Consider the following 19,411-nt stretch of genomic DNA (forward strand, 5'->3'; position numbering starts at 1 on the left):
CAAGTGGTTTTGTATGTCGCCAATTATTTCGATATCATCCTGATGATTGCTTATTTATAGCAACCTTGATTCAGGTTCTTGATATTACTAGTCAATACAAAGTTAAGCTAACACCTTAACCAACTCATATCTATACCCCCTTTGCTGACGACAATAGCACGATGGAACCACCTGATCCCTTCCCGAACTCAGAAGTGAAACATCGTAGCGCCGATGGTAGTGTGGTTCGCCCATGTGAGAGTAGGTCATCGTCAGCTCCCTATACCTTAAATCCCCCGTTCATTAATTTGAATGGGGGCTTTTTTTTGTTACATATTTCATATAAACCTAGTTTTAATTTTGGGTAGCAGCAGGACCAGCAGATACTACTTGTACTTGTAGATATACTCCTATCGATTCAGGGAAGCATAGCTCATCGTTTTCATCAACAATCCTCCAGTAAGAGAAGACAGAGGCAGGAACAGAGGGCGCAATAAACTCGACTGTTAAATCAACGGTTTCACCAGGTTTAACTAAAGGTATTGGAATTGATGTTTGTAGAGGTATTATGTGAAAGTTGAATAAACTATTAAATTTATTTAAGCAATCTTCATGGTTTAAAGGGTCATTAGTATTTTGACAAACTAATTTACGATTTTCCCATACGGTATCCCCTGTATTCTGAATACGCCACGTCTTACTGAAGCGCTCATTGACACAAACGAGACTACCATCAGAGATAGTTTCAGCGATAAAGTGAGAGTTATCATATGACGATGTATTAAACCACATCATAGGTTCATTTAGTGGGTCTATTGGAGTGACATCGTATCCTGATAGTTGATACTTTTCCCATTCGAGTTTGATTAAATATTGAGGGTGAACCTGCATTGCTATGGCAAGCTTTGTTAAATTGAGTAATGTGGGGTTTTTATCTTTTTCCATCATCCTATACAAAGTGCTGCGTGACATATTGGCACTTCGCGCTAATTTTTCTTTGCTAATTTTATGTTCTCTACAATATTGCAGAATAAACTCTGCTAAATTCATAACTTCCTCAGATCAATCAAAAACTTATTAGTTTTTATAAATTGTTGGCTTAGTTTGATTTTACAGAATTTATGCGTGTATTTCCTTAATCAATTTAATATTTCTTTAATTTGTCTCACTTGTCGGACATTATAATTTTTATTTAAGTATTATTTTTTCTTTATTTTATCTAAGTAAAGATGAAGTGATAAGAATGGATGTATTGTTAAAAAAATGATAAGTGTTTTTATTATATAAATGTAACCAATAAAATAATCTAGTAAAAATAAAATATTTTAACTGTGACTTAATACTCCCCAAACAAATCCCTAACCCCAATATCTTCCTCAAAATCTAACTCTATTTGCTGTCTTTGACGAGCACGCATTCGTTCAATTCTTTGTTTTCGACCTACAATCAGCCTCAACACCTCTCGTCTTTCTTCATTACTCATCTTTAACCATAATTGGCGTTCTTGACGGCTACGCAAACAGCCAAAGCAATATCCTTTTTTATTGCTTTGACAGACACCGATGCAAGGACTTTCGATTTCAAATAGTTCTATTTGGTCAAACATAAGTTGCTACCAGTCAGGGTGGCTTGTGACTATATACTTGTAGTTATATAAGTAAAAAAGCTATATAAGTAAAAACAAAATAAAAGCTGTAAAGAATAAGCTTATTTGATTAAATCAATTTTAGCATGATTTCTTTCTTTCGTTGTTTGATGCATCATAGTCTGATGAACTTATTTTTGATTTTTTACTAATACAGATGGATAACAAGAGGATGTTATGAAGATTATTTATGTGCATGGATTAGATAGTTCAGCAAGATCTATGAAAGGTTTGTTATTGGAGCGTTATTGTAAGCATCATCATCCTGAAATACAGGTGCTACGTCCAGATCTAAATCAGCCACCTGCTGAGGCGTTTGCTAGTCTATCTAGTTTGGTTCAGCAACAGCAACAAGCGGACAGTACGGTGGTGCTCATGGGTAGCTCGCTGGGTGGTTATTTTTCAACATTGGTCAGTAATGAAACAGGCTGCCCTGCTTATTTGCTCAATCCAAGTACACAGCCTTATATTAGCTTACAGCGCTTTATTGACGATTTACAGTTGACACCTGACCAGTTGCAGCCTGAGACGGTGGTCTATAAAACTACTGGAGGCTGGGAGATCCAGTTGAAAGACTTGAATTGGTTTGCTGCGCATCAGCTGACCTCTGTTAAATATCCAAACAAAGTTGCGGCTCTTATCAAAGAAGGGGATGAGCTGCTAGATCCACAGATAGCGACTCAGTTTTATCGTGGTGAGCAAGCGACAGTAACTTTGCAGCCAGGTGGTGATCATCGATTGACTGATTTTAATCAACAACTGCCCTTAATTATGGAGCAGATAAAAACGCTGATAGTATGATTTTATAATGGATGAGTGACTGCTTAGCGTCTTTTTATGCCAGTATTTGAAACTATGCGCCAAATACTGTCGTGAATCCATAGACAGACCACAATTGTTCTGCCAATTTTAGTTATAATAGTGAATATAACCAAATAAATAAATAGAATGAAACGCTGAATAAAGCAAAGGATGTTATTGTGAGTAAATATACAGCCCAATCACTTGAAGTTTTAGAGGGGCTAGAGCCAGTTCGTCGTCGTCCAGGTATGTACACAGATACCACGCGGCCCAATCATCTAGCGCAGGAAGTTATTGATAACTCAGTTGATGAGGCATTGGCAGGTCATGCTAAGACTATTAAGGTGCAATTGCATAGTGATGGGTCATTGTCAGTAGAGGACGATGGACGTGGGATGCCAACCGATATTCATCCTGAGTTTAAGCAAACGGGTATTGAAATTATCTTGACTCGTTTACACGCAGGTGGCAAGTTTAATACCAGTAATTATCAAGTATCTGGTGGTTTGCACGGTGTTGGTATATCCGTTGTTAATGCCCTATCAAAGCGGGTAGAAGTCACGGTATGGCGTGATGGTACGCAGTATGATATTGCGTTTGAAAATGGTGTGCCAGTCACCAAGCTGACCGAGTCGGTGAGTTCAAATAAACGTAAAAAAGGTACTAAGGTTCGTTTTTGGGTCGATGAGTCGTTTTTTGACAGTCCCAACTTTAGCGTTAAACAGTTAAAACACAATCTAAAAGCCAAAGCGGTACTGGCGGCTGGTTTAACCATCGAATTTGTGGATGACATTCACAATGACAAAGTGGTTTGGCAGTTTGCTGACGGTGTGGTGGAGTATCTTAATGAGCAGCTTGATGGGTTAGAAACATTACCGCCAGAGCCATTTTACTTTACCTATGATGCTAAAGAAGGCGAGCGTGCGGGGGTGACTTTTGCTCTATCTTGGCTGCCAGAGGGTGGTAATCCGATTCAAGAAAGCTATGTCAACCTGATTCCAACTGCGCAAGGTGGTACCCATGTCAATGGCTTGCGTACCGGTATCTTAGAGGCGCTACGTGAGTTTTGTGAGATTCATAATCTATTGCCACGCAATGTAAAATTAACCGGTGAAGACGTTTGGGATGGCGTAAACTATATTTTGTCGCTGAAGTTTTCTGAGCCACAGTTTTCTGGTCAAACCAAAGAGCGATTATCAAGCCGAGAAGCGGCAGCTGCAGTGCAAGCGCAAGCAAAAGATGCGTTTAGCTTATGGCTTAACCAACATGCTGAGTTGGGCACTCAGATTGCAGAGTTAGCGATTTCAAAAGCAGGTAAACGCTTAAAATCTGCCAAAAAAGTGGCACGTAAGAAGATTACCCAAGGTCCTGCGCTACCAGGAAAGTTGGCAGATTGCCGAGGTGGTGTCCGAGAGGGTGCTGAGCTATTTTTGGTAGAAGGTGACTCTGCAGGTGGTAGTGCTAAGCAGGCCAGAGACCGTCATTTCCAAGCCATTTTACCGCTGCGTGGTAAGATTTTGAATACTTGGGAGGTGTCTCCTGATACCGTTTTATCCAGCCGTGAGATTCATGATATTGCGATTGCCATTGGTGTGGATCCGGCTTCCGATGACTTATCAGAGCTGCGTTATGACAAGATTTGTATTCTAGCTGATGCGGACTCTGATGGACTACACATTGCGACCTTAATTTGTGCGCTGTTTGTGAAGCATTTCCCAGCGTTGGTCGATGCGGGTCATTTATTTGTTGCAATGCCACCTTTGTATCGAATTGATATTGGTAAAGAGGTGCATTATGCGCTTGATGAGAGTGAGCTTGAGCATATCTTAAGTAATGTTCCAGGCAATAAAAAGCCTCAAATCACTCGCTTTAAAGGTCTAGGTGAAATGAGCGCCGATCAGCTACGTGAAACGACGATGAACCCTGATACACGCCGTTTGGTGCAGTTAGATATGGATGATATGCAGCTGACCAACCGAGTAATGGATATGCTACTTGCCAAAAAACGAGCTTCTGATCGCAAGACGTGGTTAGAGAGCAAAGGCGACTTGGCAGAGATTATGGTTTAATAGAAGAAAGAAGGTAATTTATGGGCGATTTTTGACAGTCGCTTAGGGTCTGTAAAACAGGTGCAGACCCTAATACATTTAGAAAAGAAAAAAAGTAGGGATACAATTTAATGTCTAATAATGACACATCAAGCATAAACAATACCATGACCACGCTCAAGCGTTTGACCTTCAAAAATCTGGGTGATAAAGTGCCTCGACGTGGCGGCACAATTGCGCCACCTATTGCACGTTGTCTTTTTAAACTGTTGGGGTGGAAGGCGGTTGGTGAAATACCTAATGTGCCAAAGGCAATATTTTTAGCATTACCACATACCTCAAACTTTGATGGGTTTTATGCGATTCCTCTCATCTTAGGTCTTGATTTAGACATGAAAATTATGGGCAAAGACAGCCTGTTTAAGAATCCAGTGCTGGCCAGCTTTTTTACATGGGCGGGTATCATCCCGATTAACCGCAGTAAGAAGGGCTCGGTGTTACAAGCCAGTATTGAGCGAATGAAGTCGAGTGAAGCTCTATTTTTAGGATTGTCCCCAGAAGGCACTCGTGAATATACCGATAAGTGGAAAACTGGATTTTATTATATTGCTGATGGGGCGCAAGTACCGATTGTTCCTGTGGCCATGGATTATAAAACCAAGCAAATCCGCTTTTTAAAGCCGGTATATACCACTGGCGATTATGATAAAGATTTGGTAAAGATACTTGCTCAGTATAAAGGGGTAGTGCCTAAGCATCCTGATAAAATGTCGCAGTTATTAAAAAACTTAAACAAGTAATCCGCCTTTAAATAAGTAGCTCGCCAAAGCGAACCTTACATATTGTTTGGGTTGGTAGATGGCTGGCTTGAACACTAGATGCTAAGATGCATGGACACCACGAGCCACTAATACGCTAGGTTCTACGAGCTTAAAGTGTTAAGCTTAGGCCACTGTCAACAGGTATAGTGACGCCTGTGATTGAGTGGATGTCTTCATCTGCCAAAAAGGAAATTGCCTCGACCGCCTCTTTTAAGTCAACCAGTCTGCTTAGTGGACTTTGCTCTACAAATTCTGCTTCTATATCACTGCTTTCGCAGTTATCTGCATTGGTTAATCCAATAACAACTGCATTGACCCTAATCTCCTGAGTGCTATATTCTAGCGCAAGCTCTTTGGTACGCTGAATCGTGGCATCCTTCGCTTTTGCATAAGCTGTTATACTCCAAGCAGTATCTGAGTCAGACAGTAAGCAGACATTAACAACAGAGCCATTGTGTTTGCTAAGCTCGGCGAGGAGTGGCTGTTCCATGATTACTGTGGTGTTGATGTTGATGATGGCATCAATACGGTGGTATTTGTCAATAACGTGATTGACTAGCCTTTCCACTTGCTCATGGTTGGTAATATCAGAGGTGACAGACAGATGGTTGCCTGCATTAATCCATGAATGATCTTCTGGTAGTTCCTCGGCGATATAGCTAAGTACCCTATTGTTCATACCGATAAGCACGATATTAGCGCCCTCTTTGGCAAGTCTTAGCGCAGTGGCACGACCTAGACTTGAGTCTGCGCCAGTGATGATGATGACTTTATCATTAAAACGTTTCATGGTATGTCCCTTTTGTTTATAAGTTTTTATTAACATGATTTTGACAAGAATTAGGATGTATAGCAACTGCTGATAATCTGTGATTACATAACATAATCATTTTATATGACTGAAGGCACAAAAAAAGGCAACCTAAGGCTGCCTTTTTTGTTATGTCTTTCACACTAGTTTTTGAGAATTAAGACTACTGGTCTTCAGAGCCAGGTAGGGTAGGCTCATCACCTGAAACAGTGGTAATAGAAGGTTCTTTACCAGTTTGTTCAGCAGTATCTGCAACAGATTTTGCAACTTTCTTTTTCTCAGCTTCAGCTTCAGCTTTGTCTTGTAGCTTGCGTAAGAAGCGAGCAGCCGCTTCTTGACCACCAAGACCAAATGAGATGGCAAAAGCTACGGCAACAGCACCTAGCGTTAGACCGAAGGCTAAGTTTACAATAGAGTCTGCAATACCCATTGCTCTTAGACCCATCGCCAATACAAGACCCATGATAAGGATACGGACGATATTTGCAAGGAACTGAGTGCCTTTGTCAGAGCGCTCAATAGCACCTGCAATCAAGTTGGCTAACCAGAATCCGATGAAGAGGATGATTGCACCTAAAATAATATCTGCGCCAAATGCGATGAACATAGTAACGATATTAGAGATTTGTTCAAAGCCTAATAGATCAGCTGCCGCAATACTTGCAAATAGCATAGCAAAGAAGACGATGACATAACTAACAAGGTCAGAAACTTGTGTGTTACCCATGATGCTATCTAAGCCAACTTTGGCAGGCAGTGCATTGATATTTGTATTTTCTAGTAAGCTTTTTACGGTATTAGCGACGATTCTGATAATGAAGTAGGTGATAATCAAGACAGCTGCTGCAGTGATGATATTTGGCACAGCGTCCAAGATTTTATTTAGCATATTCATTGCTGGACGAGAAATAACTTCAATATTTAAGACGTCAAGAGCAACAATAGTAGTCGGAATGATAATCAATAAAAAGGCAAGTGAACCAGCTAGGTTTGGTAAGCTGTTTTCACGCTTATTACTGATACCTGCTTTTTCTGCAAAGGATTGTAGGTTTAGGCTGGCTACCATATTTGTCACGATACCACGGACAATTTTGCCAACAATATAGCCAACAAAGAAGACAAGGCCTGCTAAGAAGATGTTAGGGATAAAGCCAACGGCTTTGTGTAGCATAGCGGTTAAAGGAGCAAATAAACCATCTAGCTGTAATTGACCTAAAACGATGACTAAGATGAATAGTAAGATAACCCAGTACACCATATCAGCGATGGTGCTGCTCATTGGTTGTACACCAGCCTCTTCGCTTAGTTTTTCATCTAAGGTCGTTTTGGATAAAGCGGTATTGATAGCACTGCGTGCTACTGTCGCTACAACCCAACCTATCACGCCTGTTACAACAGCGCCTGCCAGTGTTGGAATGAAGGTTAAAACGCTACTAATCATGTTGGAGAAGGGGGTAGATATGGCGTCTAAACTAAGGACACTTAATGCACCTGAGATGGCCATTAAGAAGATAAACCAAAAAATGACTTTTGCGACAATACCTTCGATATCGTAAGTGCGACCAGTTGAGCTATTCATACGTTGGTTTAAGTTCACACGGGCAAGTAGGTTGCGTACGACACCACCAAGAGCCATAGCGATTAACCAGCCGATGACGAAGATTAAAATGGCTGCGATAATCGAGCCAATTGGTCCGCCAAGATTGTTATTAAACCAAACAAACATGTTGTCCATGTTGTTTCTCCTATTAATATATTGCAATATAAAGGCCTAATATAGCCCTTGCATAGAATTTTATCGTGTGAGCTATCTGGCATGATTAAACAAGGCTCATAACTAAACAGTGTTTATGAAAGCGTGCTTATTCTGTTATTCATAAGGAAAATGCGCAGATAGCTCATAACTTTTTAATTAGCTAATAGCCTTATAGATGATTATAAGCTATTTAGCCAGTGCTTATTAAACTAAATATTTAACAAAGTATTTATATATGCTAATTAAATATAAGTGGCTTTGAGGACACATTATATTCATCTCGTGATAGTAACGAGCAACATTAAATATAAATCCTGTTTATAATTGATAGTTTACAACGACACTTTATCGGAATAGTTAACAATAATAAACCGCTATTTTGAAATTTCGCTTGATTATTGGTGTCTTATGGGAAGGATGTTAACATTTTCTATACAATAATCAGCCATATTAACTAAGCTGTATGGTGATTGAATTTCAATTTTGCTATCATGAGCCTTATAATTTGAGCAGATCCTTGTCAAGATGCAAACAAACGGCCCAATTTAATTGAATTGGGTTTTTTAATTCACAACACAGTGTTTAATTCACAAAAGAGATAACTTATTTATGAAAAAAATCATGACTCCTAAACTATTAGCTGTCGCCTTGTTGGGTACTTTCGTATCTGTTGGCTGTGCTAATAATGGCAATAACTCAGATAAAGGTGGCTCAAGCGCCACAGTAACTGAGCAAAGTACTGAACTTGAAAAAGTAGGTTACAGCTTGGGGTATGCCACAGCAGAAGGGTACAGAGAGTCTTTGGATGATCTTAATCTGGACACTTTTGAAAAGGGCTTTCGTGATGCTTATGAAGGTAAGGATTCTGTGCTCAGTGACGAGCATATGAATGAAGTTATGACTAAGTATCAAGAAAGAAAAGAAGCTGAGATGATGGAAAAAATGCAGCAAGAAGCAGTGGCGAATAAAGAAGCTGGTGACAAATTCTTTGCTGAAAATGCCAAAAAAGAAGGAGTGAAAGTCACAGAATCTGGTTTACAATATAAGGTGTTGAAGCCAGGCACTGGTAAGTCTATCACCGAACAAGACTTTGTTAGAGCTCATTATGAAGGCAAATTGTTAGATGGTACAGTGTTTGACAGCTCTTATGAGCGTGGTGAGCCAGTCATCTTCTCTGTATCTCAGATGATCCCTGGCTTCACTGAAGGTCTGCAATTGATGAAAGAGGGTGGTGAATATGAGTTATATGTTCCAGCCAGCTTAGCCTATGGTGAGATTGGCGCTCAAGGTATCCCACCAAACAGTACCCTTATTTTTAAAGTTGGTGTGCTTGAAATAAACCCGAAGATGCCTGAGAGTCCTGCGCAATAAGCGTAACATGTCAGCGATAGTTTGCTTTTGTTTTAAATTAACTAAAAGCAGATAAAACAAAGACTGGCTATAACTATAATATAGCCGGTCTTTATTTATGAGTTTTGATTTTTAGTAAATAACGATTTCGCAGTTACAGTTTTTTTCTAAAAACTTTTGAATTGCGGCCATTATGGTAGGTGGTTTGGCGAGGCTTAGGTAAGGTATCTGCGTTGACTTCTTCAAAGCCTTGCTCCACAAACCAATGGGCGGTACGAGTCGTTAATGCAAAGAGCTGGTGCCTGCCATGACTACGGGCTTGTTGTTCTAAGAACGCCAATAAGTCTGCACCACGACTGCCATTGCGATAGTCTGGGTGAATGGCGATAGAGGCAACTTCAGCAGAGTCATCATCAAGCGGATATAAAGCGGCACAGCCTAGAATCATGCCATCACGCTCAATGACACTATAAAGCTCAATTTCTTGCTCTAAGCGCTCACGTGAGCGTTGTACCAAGATGCCTTGTTCTTCTAATGGCGATAAAAGTTCGATAAGGCCGACCACATCATCGATGGTAGCACGGCGAATCTCTTCATAAGGGTCATGACTGATTAGGGTGCCTGATCCATCACGGGTGAAGAGCTCTTCAAGTAATGCACCATCTTGAGCATAAGAGATGATATGAGTGCGATGAATGCCAGCACGACACGCTTGAGCAGCACAATGCAAGAAATAGTAAATTTCACGATCTAAGCTGCGATCTCGTAAGAAACGATCAATTTCATTAGGTATCATGGCGTGTAGTAAGCGACCTTCTTCATTAATGCCTGTCTCGCCACCTAAAAAGATTAGCTTATCGGCATTTAGCGCAATCGCTGCGGATAGGGCAACATCTTCGCCTAATAGATTGAAAATCTCACCTGTTGCTGAGTAGCCCATAGAGCCTAAAATGACCATATGATTGTGCAATAGGTTATTTTTTATAGCCTCAACATCAATGGAGCGTACCTCGCCTGTCATTTGATAATCGACGCCATCACGGACACCATAAGGCCTAGCTGTTACGAAGTTGCCAGACACTGCATCGATGCGAGAGCCATACATAGGTGAGTTGGCCAGCCCCATCGATAGTTGAGCTTCGATTTGTAGACGAATGGCACCAACTGCCTCTAAGATAGTGGGCATCGCCTCTCTTGGAGTCACTCGAATATCGTTATGTAATGGGGAGTCAAATCCAAATTTGGCAAGGTTTTTTTCAATTTGTGGACGAGCGCCATGCACCAACACTAGCTTAATACCTAGGCTGTGCAATAAGGCAAAGTCATGGATAAGGTTGCTAAAGTTAGGGTGGTTAACTGCTTCGCCACCAAACATAATGACAAAGGTCTTGCCACGATGGGTGTTGATATAGGGGGCTGAGTTACGAAACCAATGGACATAATCGGGAATAATCTGAGGCATATCGGTATCTATCATATCAAAGTTATCACAATGGGCTTTGGTTTAAGAGAGCTCAAACGGTTAACCGCATCAAACCGTTAACAGCAACAATATTACGAATAAACAATATTACGAATAAACAATATTTCAAATAAGTGTAGTCAACACTGTATAAGCTTTTACGATAACAAAAAATAGCAACTGGGGCTATCTTTATTTTAGGATAATTAGAGCGTGTCTATCAATTTGTACCATCGCCTTTGATTTGCACAACCACCTTTAAAAATGGATTTATCACCAGTCACTATAAAATCCCGCTGTTTAGGGTAGAGATATTAAGCGACAACAATTGCCATCTAAAATACAACAGGCATTGCAGACAAATTCTAAATCGGTCACACTAACAACATGCAAACCCTTTAGCGAGGGGAGGAAGTAAAACAGCCACTACACTGAACAAGTCAGTAATAAGAAAAGTCAACAATAAAAGTCAACAATAAAGGGTGTTTACTTAAACTGCTATTTTGCTATATTGATGCATTTAAAAAGCTATTATCCGAAACTAATATCTTCAAAAATAAACAAATAGATAAATAACATCCAGCCAATCGGAGTCAGTTTGCATTTATCTAGATTGAACAAAGCCCAATCACATACCCAACAACCACTAATAAAGGAAAGATGTTTTATGAAATCTTATGTCGTAAACTTTTCAAAACGTATCACTGGATTTGCAGTCAGCAAAGCTGTTGCAACTAGTTGTTTGCTAGCAGCTAGCTTGAGCGTACAAGCCATGCTACCTACGCCAGAGACAGAGCAAGTTGCCACTGGGATAGCGCAAGCACAACAGCAACAGGCGCAAGCACCAACTGTGGTGACGAAAACAGTGGCTGCTTTAATTAGTGTCGATGCGCAAGGTCAGCCCGTATTGAAACCAATAGACGCCAATACACGCTTACAAAAGGGAAATGTGATTGAGTATCATGGTTATTTTACTAATAATAGTAGCGACCGTATGCGTAAAATGGAGGTGACCATGAGCATTCCTGATGAGGTTAGATTGGTGGGTGAGGTATTTCCAAATACTGCCTCTGCCAGCCTAGATGGTCGTGAGTACAACCACATGCCACTACGTGGTCGAGTCGATGGTCAGTTACAAGATTTACCATTAGACTATTATAAAAGCTTACGTTGGACGATTGAAGGTTTAGGCATCAATGAGACTGCTGTGGTGAAGTATCGTGCAGTTGTTCGTTAGTTGATAGCTTCAACTGACATACAAGAGCCTGCAACTTTTGGTTGCGGGTTTTTTTGTCTATTTTTTAGCGCTTTTGGCTGCTTGTTGAATGGCAGCTTGTATTGCTGGCAGGCTTTGTTCAGTGGCTTGTACTCCAGCGTTAATAGCCTGCTCTCTATCTAAGGTGTTGATAGTACTGATAGAGCTGACATTTGGGCGAATAATGATATCGGCACGAGCAATCTCCGCTTGATTCAGTGCTTGATAGCTTTGAGTATGGCTTGAGTGGTTGCTGGTATTGGCATAGCTGTTATAGCCTTGTTCTATCAGTGACCAAATGCTTCTCCTGTTTTGACTGTTGTTTTGATGATGGCTTAGAAGGCCAAAAGGCGTAAATTGAGTGCGGCTATTGTTTATAGTTATCTCTTTTTGAATTGTCCCTGTGCCCACTTGCAAGTCAACGGCAATGATCACATCTGCTCCTAGTGCTTTGGCAGTGTCAACTGGCACAATACTGACTACGCCACCATCTACATACTTTTTGCCAATGATGCCTGAGGTTTTTGGATCTGGAATGCGTGGGGCAATAAATACATTGGGCACACTGCTTGAAGCCTGTACAACAAGTCCAGCCTCACCTTCGGTAAAGACTGCCTTTTTGTGCGAGTGTTTTTCAGCAGCGACAGCGGCAAAGCGAATGGGAAATGCTTGAATTGGTTGGTTATGTACTTGAGTGTTGACAAAGTTGCGTAGCTTTTTGCCTTCGATAATACCTTGATAAGAAAGCGTAAAGTCAGTAATGTCACTATCTTTAAAAGATAATGCGAGTGATTCTAGCTCTGTTGCAGATTGCCCACTGGCATAGAGACTACCGACAAGACTGCCGACACTGGTACCGACCACAAGATTGGGATAAATATGATGTGCTTCAAGTGACTTAATAACGCCGACATGCGCCAAGCCCTTAGCGCCACCACCGCCTAGCACTAAGGCGATAATGGGTGTGTCTGAATCTGTGACTACTTGTTGGCTCTGGTTGGTTGGATTTAGGGTCGTACAGGCATTGAGCAATATCAAAGTAGCGCTAAGCACAGCAGTGTTCACAAAGCCAGTGTTAGTTGAAGCGCCTATCCACCCACTTATCCATGCGCCTAGCTTCCAAATGCCTAGTTTCGTACTGGTCACGTCACGCTGTGGCTTTGAGCGGTGGTTAAGATTGTTGACAGGCTTTATGATCATGATGTGGTTAGTTGTCATTTGAGACGGCCTCATCAAAGACAGGTGTCAGCTCAAGTACCTTTATGAAGCGTCCTTCCACATCGATAATTGAAATGTGCCAGTTTTGGGTGATCACGCTTTGTCCTTCTAGGTCACCAACATAGCCCAGCTCCTGCATGACCAAGCCCCCCATCGTATCGACATCTGTGTCATCGAAAGTGGTATTTAGCTCTTCATTACAGTCTTCGATTAAGGTTGAGGCTTGGACGATCCAAGTATTGGGCTTTTCAGGATGAGGTACGATGTTGTTCATATCGCTGTCTTCATTAAAGTCATCATGCTCATCAACGATATCACCGACAATCTCTTCAAGCAGATCTTCCATGGTGACGACCCCTGTCATATTGCCAAACTCATCGACCACCACTGCCATGTGAACCTGGGTACGCTGTAAAGAGCGTAGTAAGGTATCGGAACGGGCAGTTTCACTGATATACAGAGGTTGGCGGATATATGACTTTAAGTGAAACTTGGTGTGATTTTCTTCTTTTTCACGAATCTTTTTTACCAACAATGGAATGAGGTCTTTTGCTAATAAAATACCAATCACAGCATCATCGTCTTGGCTATCAAATACTGGGTAGCGTGAGTGCGTAGTCTCCATTATCATATCCATGATATCCGCTAAGCTATCATGCTCTCGAATTCCCTCAACTTGTGGGCGTGGTGTCATAATCTCACGTACTTGAGTAGCGGGTAAGTCGAGGACACCCTCAAGCATATCTACCGTATCAGGCTCTAAGAACTGGCGTGAGTCTTGTACCAATTTCATTAATTCATCACGTGTTTCTGGCGCAGTATGTAGCCAGCGTTTTAGTCCGCGCATTGACCAGTTGGATGTACTAGAATTGTCATCAGACATGAGAGACGTATCACCTCGTATGGTTGTTAAGTTGCTCTCACTTTATCTCAAGGTGCATTTATATTCAATGTTAAATGCTAATATTTTGCTTACTGTTTTGTGATAGTCATTACAGATGGTCAGTTGCCATGTTATCTAGACTACAATAAACTAAGCGCTTCATTGGCTTTAGGAGCTTAACCTAGTATGTCACAATTTAGCCTATTCACACAGTCAGATTCAGATTCTACCCTGAGTCAGAGGGTAATACCTATTCTGGTCAAAGTGGTGTTGTCGGTGTTGATGCTGCTGACCGCATTTTGGGCAGGGCTAATATTTTGGGTACATCTTAATGACCATCCAATATTGCGTGGGTTGGCTGTTGCTATGTGGGCATCTATAAGTACGGTTACCTTGTACTTTGTTATCAGCCAACATCGTCTGTGGCAGCGGTGGCTAGCAGGATATGGTATCTTCTGGTTACTGGTGGCGGCTTGGTTTGCGTGGTTGCCTGCAAAGCAAGATAGACCGTGGATGGCAGAGGTGAGTCAGATTTTAAGCTATCAGCAGGATGCAGAAGATCCTAACTTAGTCACTATCTATAATGTCCGAGACTTCGATTGGGTGCGCAAATCAGATGCGCAAGAGCTGATACAGCCAACACAGCCGTATTATTACAAAGCGGTGGACAAAGGTGGACAAGATGTGGTGCTCAATGAGCGCTGGCGTGAGCGTACAGTAGATATCAGTAAGCTTAGCGGCATTGATATTATCAACTCTTACTGGATGGGTGAGCAAATTGCACACACTTTATTAAGCTTTCGGTTTGAAGACGACAGGCCGCTTAGCTTTTCGATAGAAATTCGCAAGGAGCAAGATGAGTCCTTCTCAGTGTTTGGTGGTTTTGTCAAACAATTTGAGATGGCTGTCGTTGCCTCTGAAGAGCGAGATATCGTCTATACCCGTAGCAATGTGCGTGGCGAGCAAGTCTATATGTTTCCGCTGCAGGGTCTGAGTCGTGAGCAGGTTCAAGCATTATTTTGGGCGTATTTACAGCAAGGTGAGGCGTTGCAGCAGGAGGCTAAATGGTATAACACCCTGCTGCGCAACTGTACGACAGTTATCTTTGATATGTTACGTCAAATTGATGATAAAGTATTCCCTTGGGATTATCGTGTGTTGATGTCAGGGTATGTGCCCAATTATCTGTATGATCAAGGCGTACTACCTGATCAGGCAGATTGGGATATTTCACAGTGGTATGTCAAGGCGCATATTAATCCTAAAGTTGCAGACTTTAGCTATGAGGACAATCAAGATCTTGAGGCATTTTCAAAACAGATTCGTGAAGGCTTACCACGCCCTAGTCTAAATCAAATCACGCATTAGCAATATAACAAGCTAGCGAGTCAGCACCTCTGGCAAGATGGCATCTTTTAATAACCACCAAGTTATGGGATCACTGACTTTGCGTAAAAATGGCTCAAAAGGTGGGGAGACAAATACAAGCATCAGCAGTATGGTGTATAGGCCCAAATAATAAAAGCGCTGTGTATGTTTATAAAACTTCATCGCTGTGCCAGAGGAACGCTTTAGACGCTGATTGAGCAAATCTACGCTATACAGCTCATCTAAACCCAAATGCACCATAGCGCCAATGAATAAAAAAATACCATAAAACCAACTGACAATGGACGGTGTTTGCAGTACATAATAATTAAAGCTGGTTAAGGCCAAGGCCAGCACCAGCATATACGGCACAGAGTGAATGATGCCTCTATGTACAGTTAGTCGTGTAAAAACAGCAAAAATGGCATAGCGTACAAAGCCATATCCAGCAAGCCATAATAATATCATCGACAGCAAAGATAGCTCACTGCGCCAATGGATAATCAACGCAAATGCACTGGTGAGTGAGATTAAATCAAAAGCCATCTTAATCGGTGTAGAGTTGTCGGAGTCAATATCTGGCAAAAGTCCACCAACAGTTCCTGCCAACACGCACATCAAAAACTGGTCGGCATTGACCAGCCCAGCTTTATAAGTTACTAAGCCCAAAACCCCACTGACTGCAAAGCCGCCAGTGAGGTGGGTTCTAAAATTTGCCACAGAGTATTAACCTAAAGAATAAGATAAGAGTGAGTATTGTTAGAGGCAATATTGCTTCTAAGCAGTTGATATTTACATGTTAATTACCCCAATCTCAACTCTTTACGTAGGCTGTGGCTTTAGCCTAGCATATTTGGTTAAAAAATAGATTTCGCTGGGCTAAAAGCACCAGCCTACATTGGATTGTAATAAGTTGAGAGTGGGGTATGTTAATTATAACTTAGCGCAACAGCTTATCAAAAAAACTGGCGACTTACAGCACTAAAACTACTTCAGCACTGTCTTTATAGCGAATCTTCTTCTATACCACCAGCGCCGGCTGCGTTATAGTTTTCAAAAATCTCCTCCATACGCTTTGCTAGACGGATATCATGGCTGGTGATACCATTTAAGTCTTCAGTGGTTAGGCGTACCTGCACTTCGTTATAGATATTGCGCCATTCAGGATGATGCTTTAGCTCTTGCGCACGAAATGCTGCTTGCACCATAAAGCTCATTGCTTCTACGAAGTCTTTGAAAATAAAGGTTTTGACAATGGCATTGCCTTCTTTGCGCCAGCCGTTCAGGTCTTGTAATTGTAGCTCTACTTGAGCGTCAGTGAGATGACTCATGATGTCTCCTAATGTACGAAATATAGTCGCAGATAAGTAGTCAAATAAAGGCTTATGACTGTGAGTGAATGTCTGTTGGCTTATAGCAGTTAATTGATGACAGTTAGTCGCTGCTTACTTCACTAAGTCTTGGTAATCAGGATGCTTCTGGATGTATGATGCCACAAATGAGCACTCAGGTATTACCTTTTTGCCTTCACTACGCGCATAATTTAACGCGTGTTTTACCAGTGCTGAGCCAATACCTTGACCGCCAAGCTCTGGTGGCACGATAGTGTGATCATAAACAATGGTATCGCCTTGGTCTTGATAGCTGATAAAGCCAGTATGACCATCGATGGTTGTTTCAAATTGATTGTCATTGGAGTTATGTGTGATGGATGGTTTCATAATAAACGCCTTTTTAATCGAATTTTTTTAGGTATTATCTATCTTATCTGCTTTAGCACAGATTGTCTTTAGTATTTTTATCAAGCCAACAAGATAAGATGATAACTGTACGCCAATATGCGATAATGCCCTTTAACTGATTATCCCTTTTCTAATTGCTTTTAAATAAGGCCTAAAACGAATAACGGAGTCTTAATGGCACAATATATTTACACCATGAACAAGGTGTCAAAACTTGTTCCACCTAAACGTGAAATCTTAAAAGACATTAGCTTGTCATTCTTCCCTGGCGCAAAAATTGGTGTCTTAGGCATCAACGGTGCAGGCAAGTCAACCTTATTACGCATTATGGCAGGTGTGGATACCGAGTATAGTGGCGAAGCTCGTGCCCAGCCTGGTATCAAGATAGGGTATCTACCACAAGAGCCGCAACTGGATGAGAGCAAAGACGTGCGTGGCAACGTAGAAGATGGCATGCGTGAGGCGCTTGATGCGCTAGAGCGTTTGGATCAAATATATGCAGAATATGCTGAGCCAGATGCTGACTTCGATAAGCTTGCCGAAGAGCAAGGCAAGATGGAGGATATCATCCAAGCGTGGGATGCACACAACTTAAACACTCAGCTTGAAAAAGCAGCCGATGCACTGCGTCTGCCGCCTTGGGATGCTGATGTGAGCAAGCTGTCAGGTGGTGAGAAGCGCCGTGTGGCATTGTGCCGTCTGTTGTTATCACGCCCAGATATGCTACTTCTTGATGAACCGACCAACCACTTAGACGCGGAGTCTGTTGCATGGCTCGAGCAGTTCTTGAAGAACTTTAGCGGTACCATCGTTGCCATTACCCACGATAGATACTTCCTTGATAACGTGGCAGAGTGGATTTTAGAGCTAGACCGTGGCTATGGCTATCCATATGAGGGTAACTACACTGAGTGGCTAGAGCAGAAAAACAAACGCTTGGAAGAGCAGCAAAAGCAAGAAGAGTCATTTGCCAAAGCGCTGAAAAAAGAGCTTGAGTGGGTGCGTAAAAACCAAAAAGGTCAACAGGCCAAGTCCAAATCTCGTATCCAGCGCTTTGAGGAGCTGAACTCAAAAGAATTCCAGCAGCGTAACGAAACCTCAGAAATTTATATTCCGCCTGGTCCTCGTCTAGGCAACAAAGTGATTGAGGTGAATAACATCTCAAAATCTTTCGGTGATCGTCTATTGTACGAAAACCTAAGCTTTAACGTACCACCAGGTGCTATCGTTGGTATTATCGGGCCAAATGGTGCGGGTAAGACCACCTTATTTAACATGATGACTGGCTTGGATAAGCCAGACACAGGGACAGTTGAGCTGGGTGAGAGTGTCAAGGTCGCTTATGTGGGTCAGGTACGTGATAACTTGGATAACAATAAGACAGTGTGGGAAGAAGTATCTGACGGCCTTGATATCATCAAAGTTGGTGACTATGAAACCCCAAGCCGTGCTTATATTGGCCGCTTTAACTTCAAAGGTCAGGATCAGCAAAAGCTGGTGGGTAACTTGTCTGGTGGTGAGCGCAACCGTCTGCAACTGGCGAAAACCTTAAAGCAAGGCGCAAACGTCATCCTACTGGATGAGCCGTCAAACGACCTTGATGTAGAGACTTTACGTGCGCTAGAAGATGCCATTCAGGTATTCCCAGGCTCAGTATTGGTGGTCTCGCATGACCGATGGTTCTTAGACCGTATCGCGACCCATATCTTGGCGTTTGAGCCTGAAGGTCCAATCTGGTATGACGGTAACTACTCTGAGTTTGAAGCCTATCGTAAGAAAACTTTAGGCGATGACGCAGGTCCTAAACGTATGAAATATAAGAAGATAAATAGTTAATACTTTGTAAGTATATGTGTTTTTATGTAACATAGGTCTTTCTTATTATTAAGAAAAAATTAATAGTGGAAATATAGAAAAAGCTCTAAGGCATAGCTGAGATTTTCAGCTATGCCTTTTTTTGTGTTGTTGTTTTTTTGGTGAGCGTAGTCAAATAATACCAATTCCAAGAAATAATATATAATAAATTATTATTTACTATTACGACGCCAGTATGCCAAAAATAACGCCTAGAAATCATAAGTTAAGCGATCACGACTTTCTGAAGCTATCAAAAGTTGAATCTAAACCAAGAGCACGGGGCAAACTGCTTATATTACATCAACTCAGTCAAAACAAATCCTTAGAAGGCATAGGTAAAGACTTTGGCTATCATCCTCAAAGCATAGGTATCATCAGAAAGAACTACTGGCTATATGGTCTTAAAAGCATCTAC

18 protein-coding genes and 1 rRNA gene are annotated in these 19,411 nt (G+C 41.6%); 9 read left to right on the plus strand and 10 right to left on the minus strand.

Going from position 1 to position 19,411, the window contains the following annotated elements:
• Positions 1-143 precede the first annotated feature (143 nt).
• A 5S ribosomal RNA gene (gene rrf / locus H140_RS0112370) occupies positions 144-257 on the plus strand.
• A 76-nt stretch (positions 258-333) separates the two neighbouring features.
• Here rrf and H140_RS15285 read toward each other — a convergent pair.
• On the minus strand, positions 334-1,029 hold the full coding sequence (locus tag H140_RS15285) for an NBR1-Ig-like domain-containing protein (RefSeq protein ID WP_019673973.1): 696 nt from the start codon (positions 1,027-1,029) through the stop codon (positions 334-336).
• 286 nt (positions 1,030-1,315) lie between these two features.
• On the minus strand, positions 1,316-1,585 hold the full coding sequence (locus H140_RS0112380) for a DUF1289 domain-containing protein (protein ID WP_019673974.1): 270 nt from the start codon (positions 1,583-1,585) through the stop codon (positions 1,316-1,318).
• A gap of 216 nt (positions 1,586-1,801) precedes the next feature.
• On the opposite strand from H140_RS0112380, the gene H140_RS0112385 reads away from it, so the two are divergent.
• The 3 genes from H140_RS0112385 to H140_RS0112395 all read left to right on the plus strand — a co-directional run bounded on the left by H140_RS0112385 (position 1,802) and on the right by H140_RS0112395 (position 5,273).
• Positions 1,802-2,425 carry a YqiA/YcfP family alpha/beta fold hydrolase gene (locus tag H140_RS0112385; RefSeq protein ID WP_019673975.1) on the plus strand — a complete coding sequence of 208 codons (624 nt, stop codon included), beginning with the start codon at positions 1,802-1,804 and terminating at the stop codon, positions 2,423-2,425.
• A gap of 179 nt (positions 2,426-2,604) precedes the next feature.
• A complete protein-coding gene (gene parE / locus H140_RS0112390) occupies positions 2,605-4,494 on the plus strand; it encodes a DNA topoisomerase IV subunit B (protein WP_019673976.1) in 1,890 nt (629 codons plus the stop codon).
• Between the two features lie 110 nt (positions 4,495-4,604).
• Entirely contained in the window at positions 4,605-5,273 is a 669-nt protein-coding gene (locus H140_RS0112395; protein ID WP_019673977.1) for a lysophospholipid acyltransferase family protein, read from the plus strand.
• Positions 5,274-5,403: 130 nt separating this feature from the next.
• Here H140_RS0112395 and H140_RS0112400 read toward each other — a convergent pair whose 3' ends face one another.
• On the minus strand, positions 5,404-6,084 hold the full coding sequence (locus tag H140_RS0112400) for an SDR family NAD(P)-dependent oxidoreductase (protein WP_019673978.1): 681 nt from the start codon (positions 6,082-6,084) through the stop codon (positions 5,404-5,406).
• 184 nt (positions 6,085-6,268) lie between these two features.
• Positions 6,269-7,840 carry a mechanosensitive ion channel gene (locus H140_RS0112405; protein ID WP_019673979.1) on the minus strand — a complete coding sequence of 524 codons (1,572 nt, stop codon included), beginning with the start codon at positions 7,838-7,840 and terminating at the stop codon, positions 6,269-6,271.
• Positions 7,841-8,470: 630 nt separating this feature from the next.
• Between H140_RS0112405 and H140_RS0112410 the strand changes: the two genes are divergently transcribed.
• The gene (locus tag H140_RS0112410; RefSeq protein WP_019673980.1) at positions 8,471-9,232 is read left to right on the plus strand and encodes an FKBP-type peptidyl-prolyl cis-trans isomerase; all 762 of its coding nucleotides are present in this window, start codon (positions 8,471-8,473) and stop codon (positions 9,230-9,232) included.
• A gap of 133 nt (positions 9,233-9,365) precedes the next feature.
• Here the strand turns inward: H140_RS0112410 and argA are convergent, their stop codons facing one another.
• Entirely contained in the window at positions 9,366-10,688 is a 1,323-nt protein-coding gene (argA, locus tag H140_RS0112415) for an amino-acid N-acetyltransferase (protein WP_026349084.1), read from the minus strand.
• A gap of 652 nt (positions 10,689-11,340) precedes the next feature.
• On the opposite strand from argA, the gene H140_RS0112420 reads away from it, so the two are divergent.
• Positions 11,341-11,910 (plus strand): hypothetical protein, encoded by a 570-nt coding sequence (locus tag H140_RS0112420; RefSeq protein ID WP_019673982.1) that lies wholly within the window; start codon positions 11,341-11,343, stop codon positions 11,908-11,910.
• 57 nt (positions 11,911-11,967) lie between these two features.
• Here H140_RS0112420 and H140_RS0112425 read toward each other — a convergent pair whose 3' ends face one another.
• Together H140_RS0112425 and H140_RS0112430 are read right to left on the minus strand one after the other, a co-directional pair.
• On the minus strand, positions 11,968-13,146 hold the full coding sequence (locus H140_RS0112425) for a patatin-like phospholipase family protein (protein WP_019673983.1): 1,179 nt from the start codon (positions 13,144-13,146) through the stop codon (positions 11,968-11,970).
• Positions 13,136-14,029, minus strand: a complete 894-nt coding sequence (locus H140_RS0112430) for a CBS domain-containing protein (RefSeq protein ID WP_019673984.1) — start codon at positions 14,027-14,029, stop codon at positions 13,136-13,138. The genes H140_RS0112425 and H140_RS0112430 overlap by 11 nt, the downstream gene beginning before the upstream one ends.
• A gap of 186 nt (positions 14,030-14,215) precedes the next feature.
• Between H140_RS0112430 and H140_RS0112435 the strand changes: the two genes are divergently transcribed.
• Entirely contained in the window at positions 14,216-15,397 is a 1,182-nt protein-coding gene (locus tag H140_RS0112435) for an Lnb N-terminal periplasmic domain-containing protein (RefSeq protein WP_019673985.1), read from the plus strand.
• Between the two features lie 12 nt (positions 15,398-15,409).
• Here H140_RS0112435 and H140_RS0112440 read toward each other — a convergent pair whose 3' ends face one another.
• The 3 genes from H140_RS0112440 to H140_RS0112450 all read right to left on the minus strand — a co-directional run bounded on the left by H140_RS0112440 (position 15,410) and on the right by H140_RS0112450 (position 17,118).
• A complete protein-coding gene (locus H140_RS0112440) occupies positions 15,410-16,117 on the minus strand; it encodes a metal-dependent hydrolase (protein ID WP_019673986.1) in 708 nt (235 codons plus the stop codon).
• 284 nt (positions 16,118-16,401) lie between these two features.
• Positions 16,402-16,728, minus strand: a complete 327-nt coding sequence (locus tag H140_RS0112445; RefSeq protein ID WP_019673987.1) for a 4a-hydroxytetrahydrobiopterin dehydratase — start codon at positions 16,726-16,728, stop codon at positions 16,402-16,404.
• A 114-nt stretch (positions 16,729-16,842) separates the two neighbouring features.
• Positions 16,843-17,118, minus strand: coding sequence for a GNAT family N-acetyltransferase (locus H140_RS0112450; protein ID WP_019673988.1), 276 nt, complete (start codon positions 17,116-17,118; stop codon positions 16,843-16,845).
• 195 nt (positions 17,119-17,313) lie between these two features.
• Between H140_RS0112450 and ettA the strand changes: the two genes are divergently transcribed.
• Entirely contained in the window at positions 17,314-18,975 is a 1,662-nt protein-coding gene (gene ettA / locus H140_RS0112455) for an energy-dependent translational throttle protein EttA (protein ID WP_019673989.1), read from the plus strand.
• Positions 18,976-19,189: 214 nt separating this feature from the next.
• The coding region (locus H140_RS15965; protein ID WP_156819189.1) for a hypothetical protein at positions 19,190-19,411 on the plus strand (222 nt) is incomplete at its 3' end.

The sequence above is a fragment of the Psychrobacter lutiphocae DSM 21542 genome, assembly GCF_000382145.1.
Classification (GTDB): domain Bacteria; phylum Pseudomonadota; class Gammaproteobacteria; order Pseudomonadales; family Moraxellaceae; genus Psychrobacter; species Psychrobacter lutiphocae.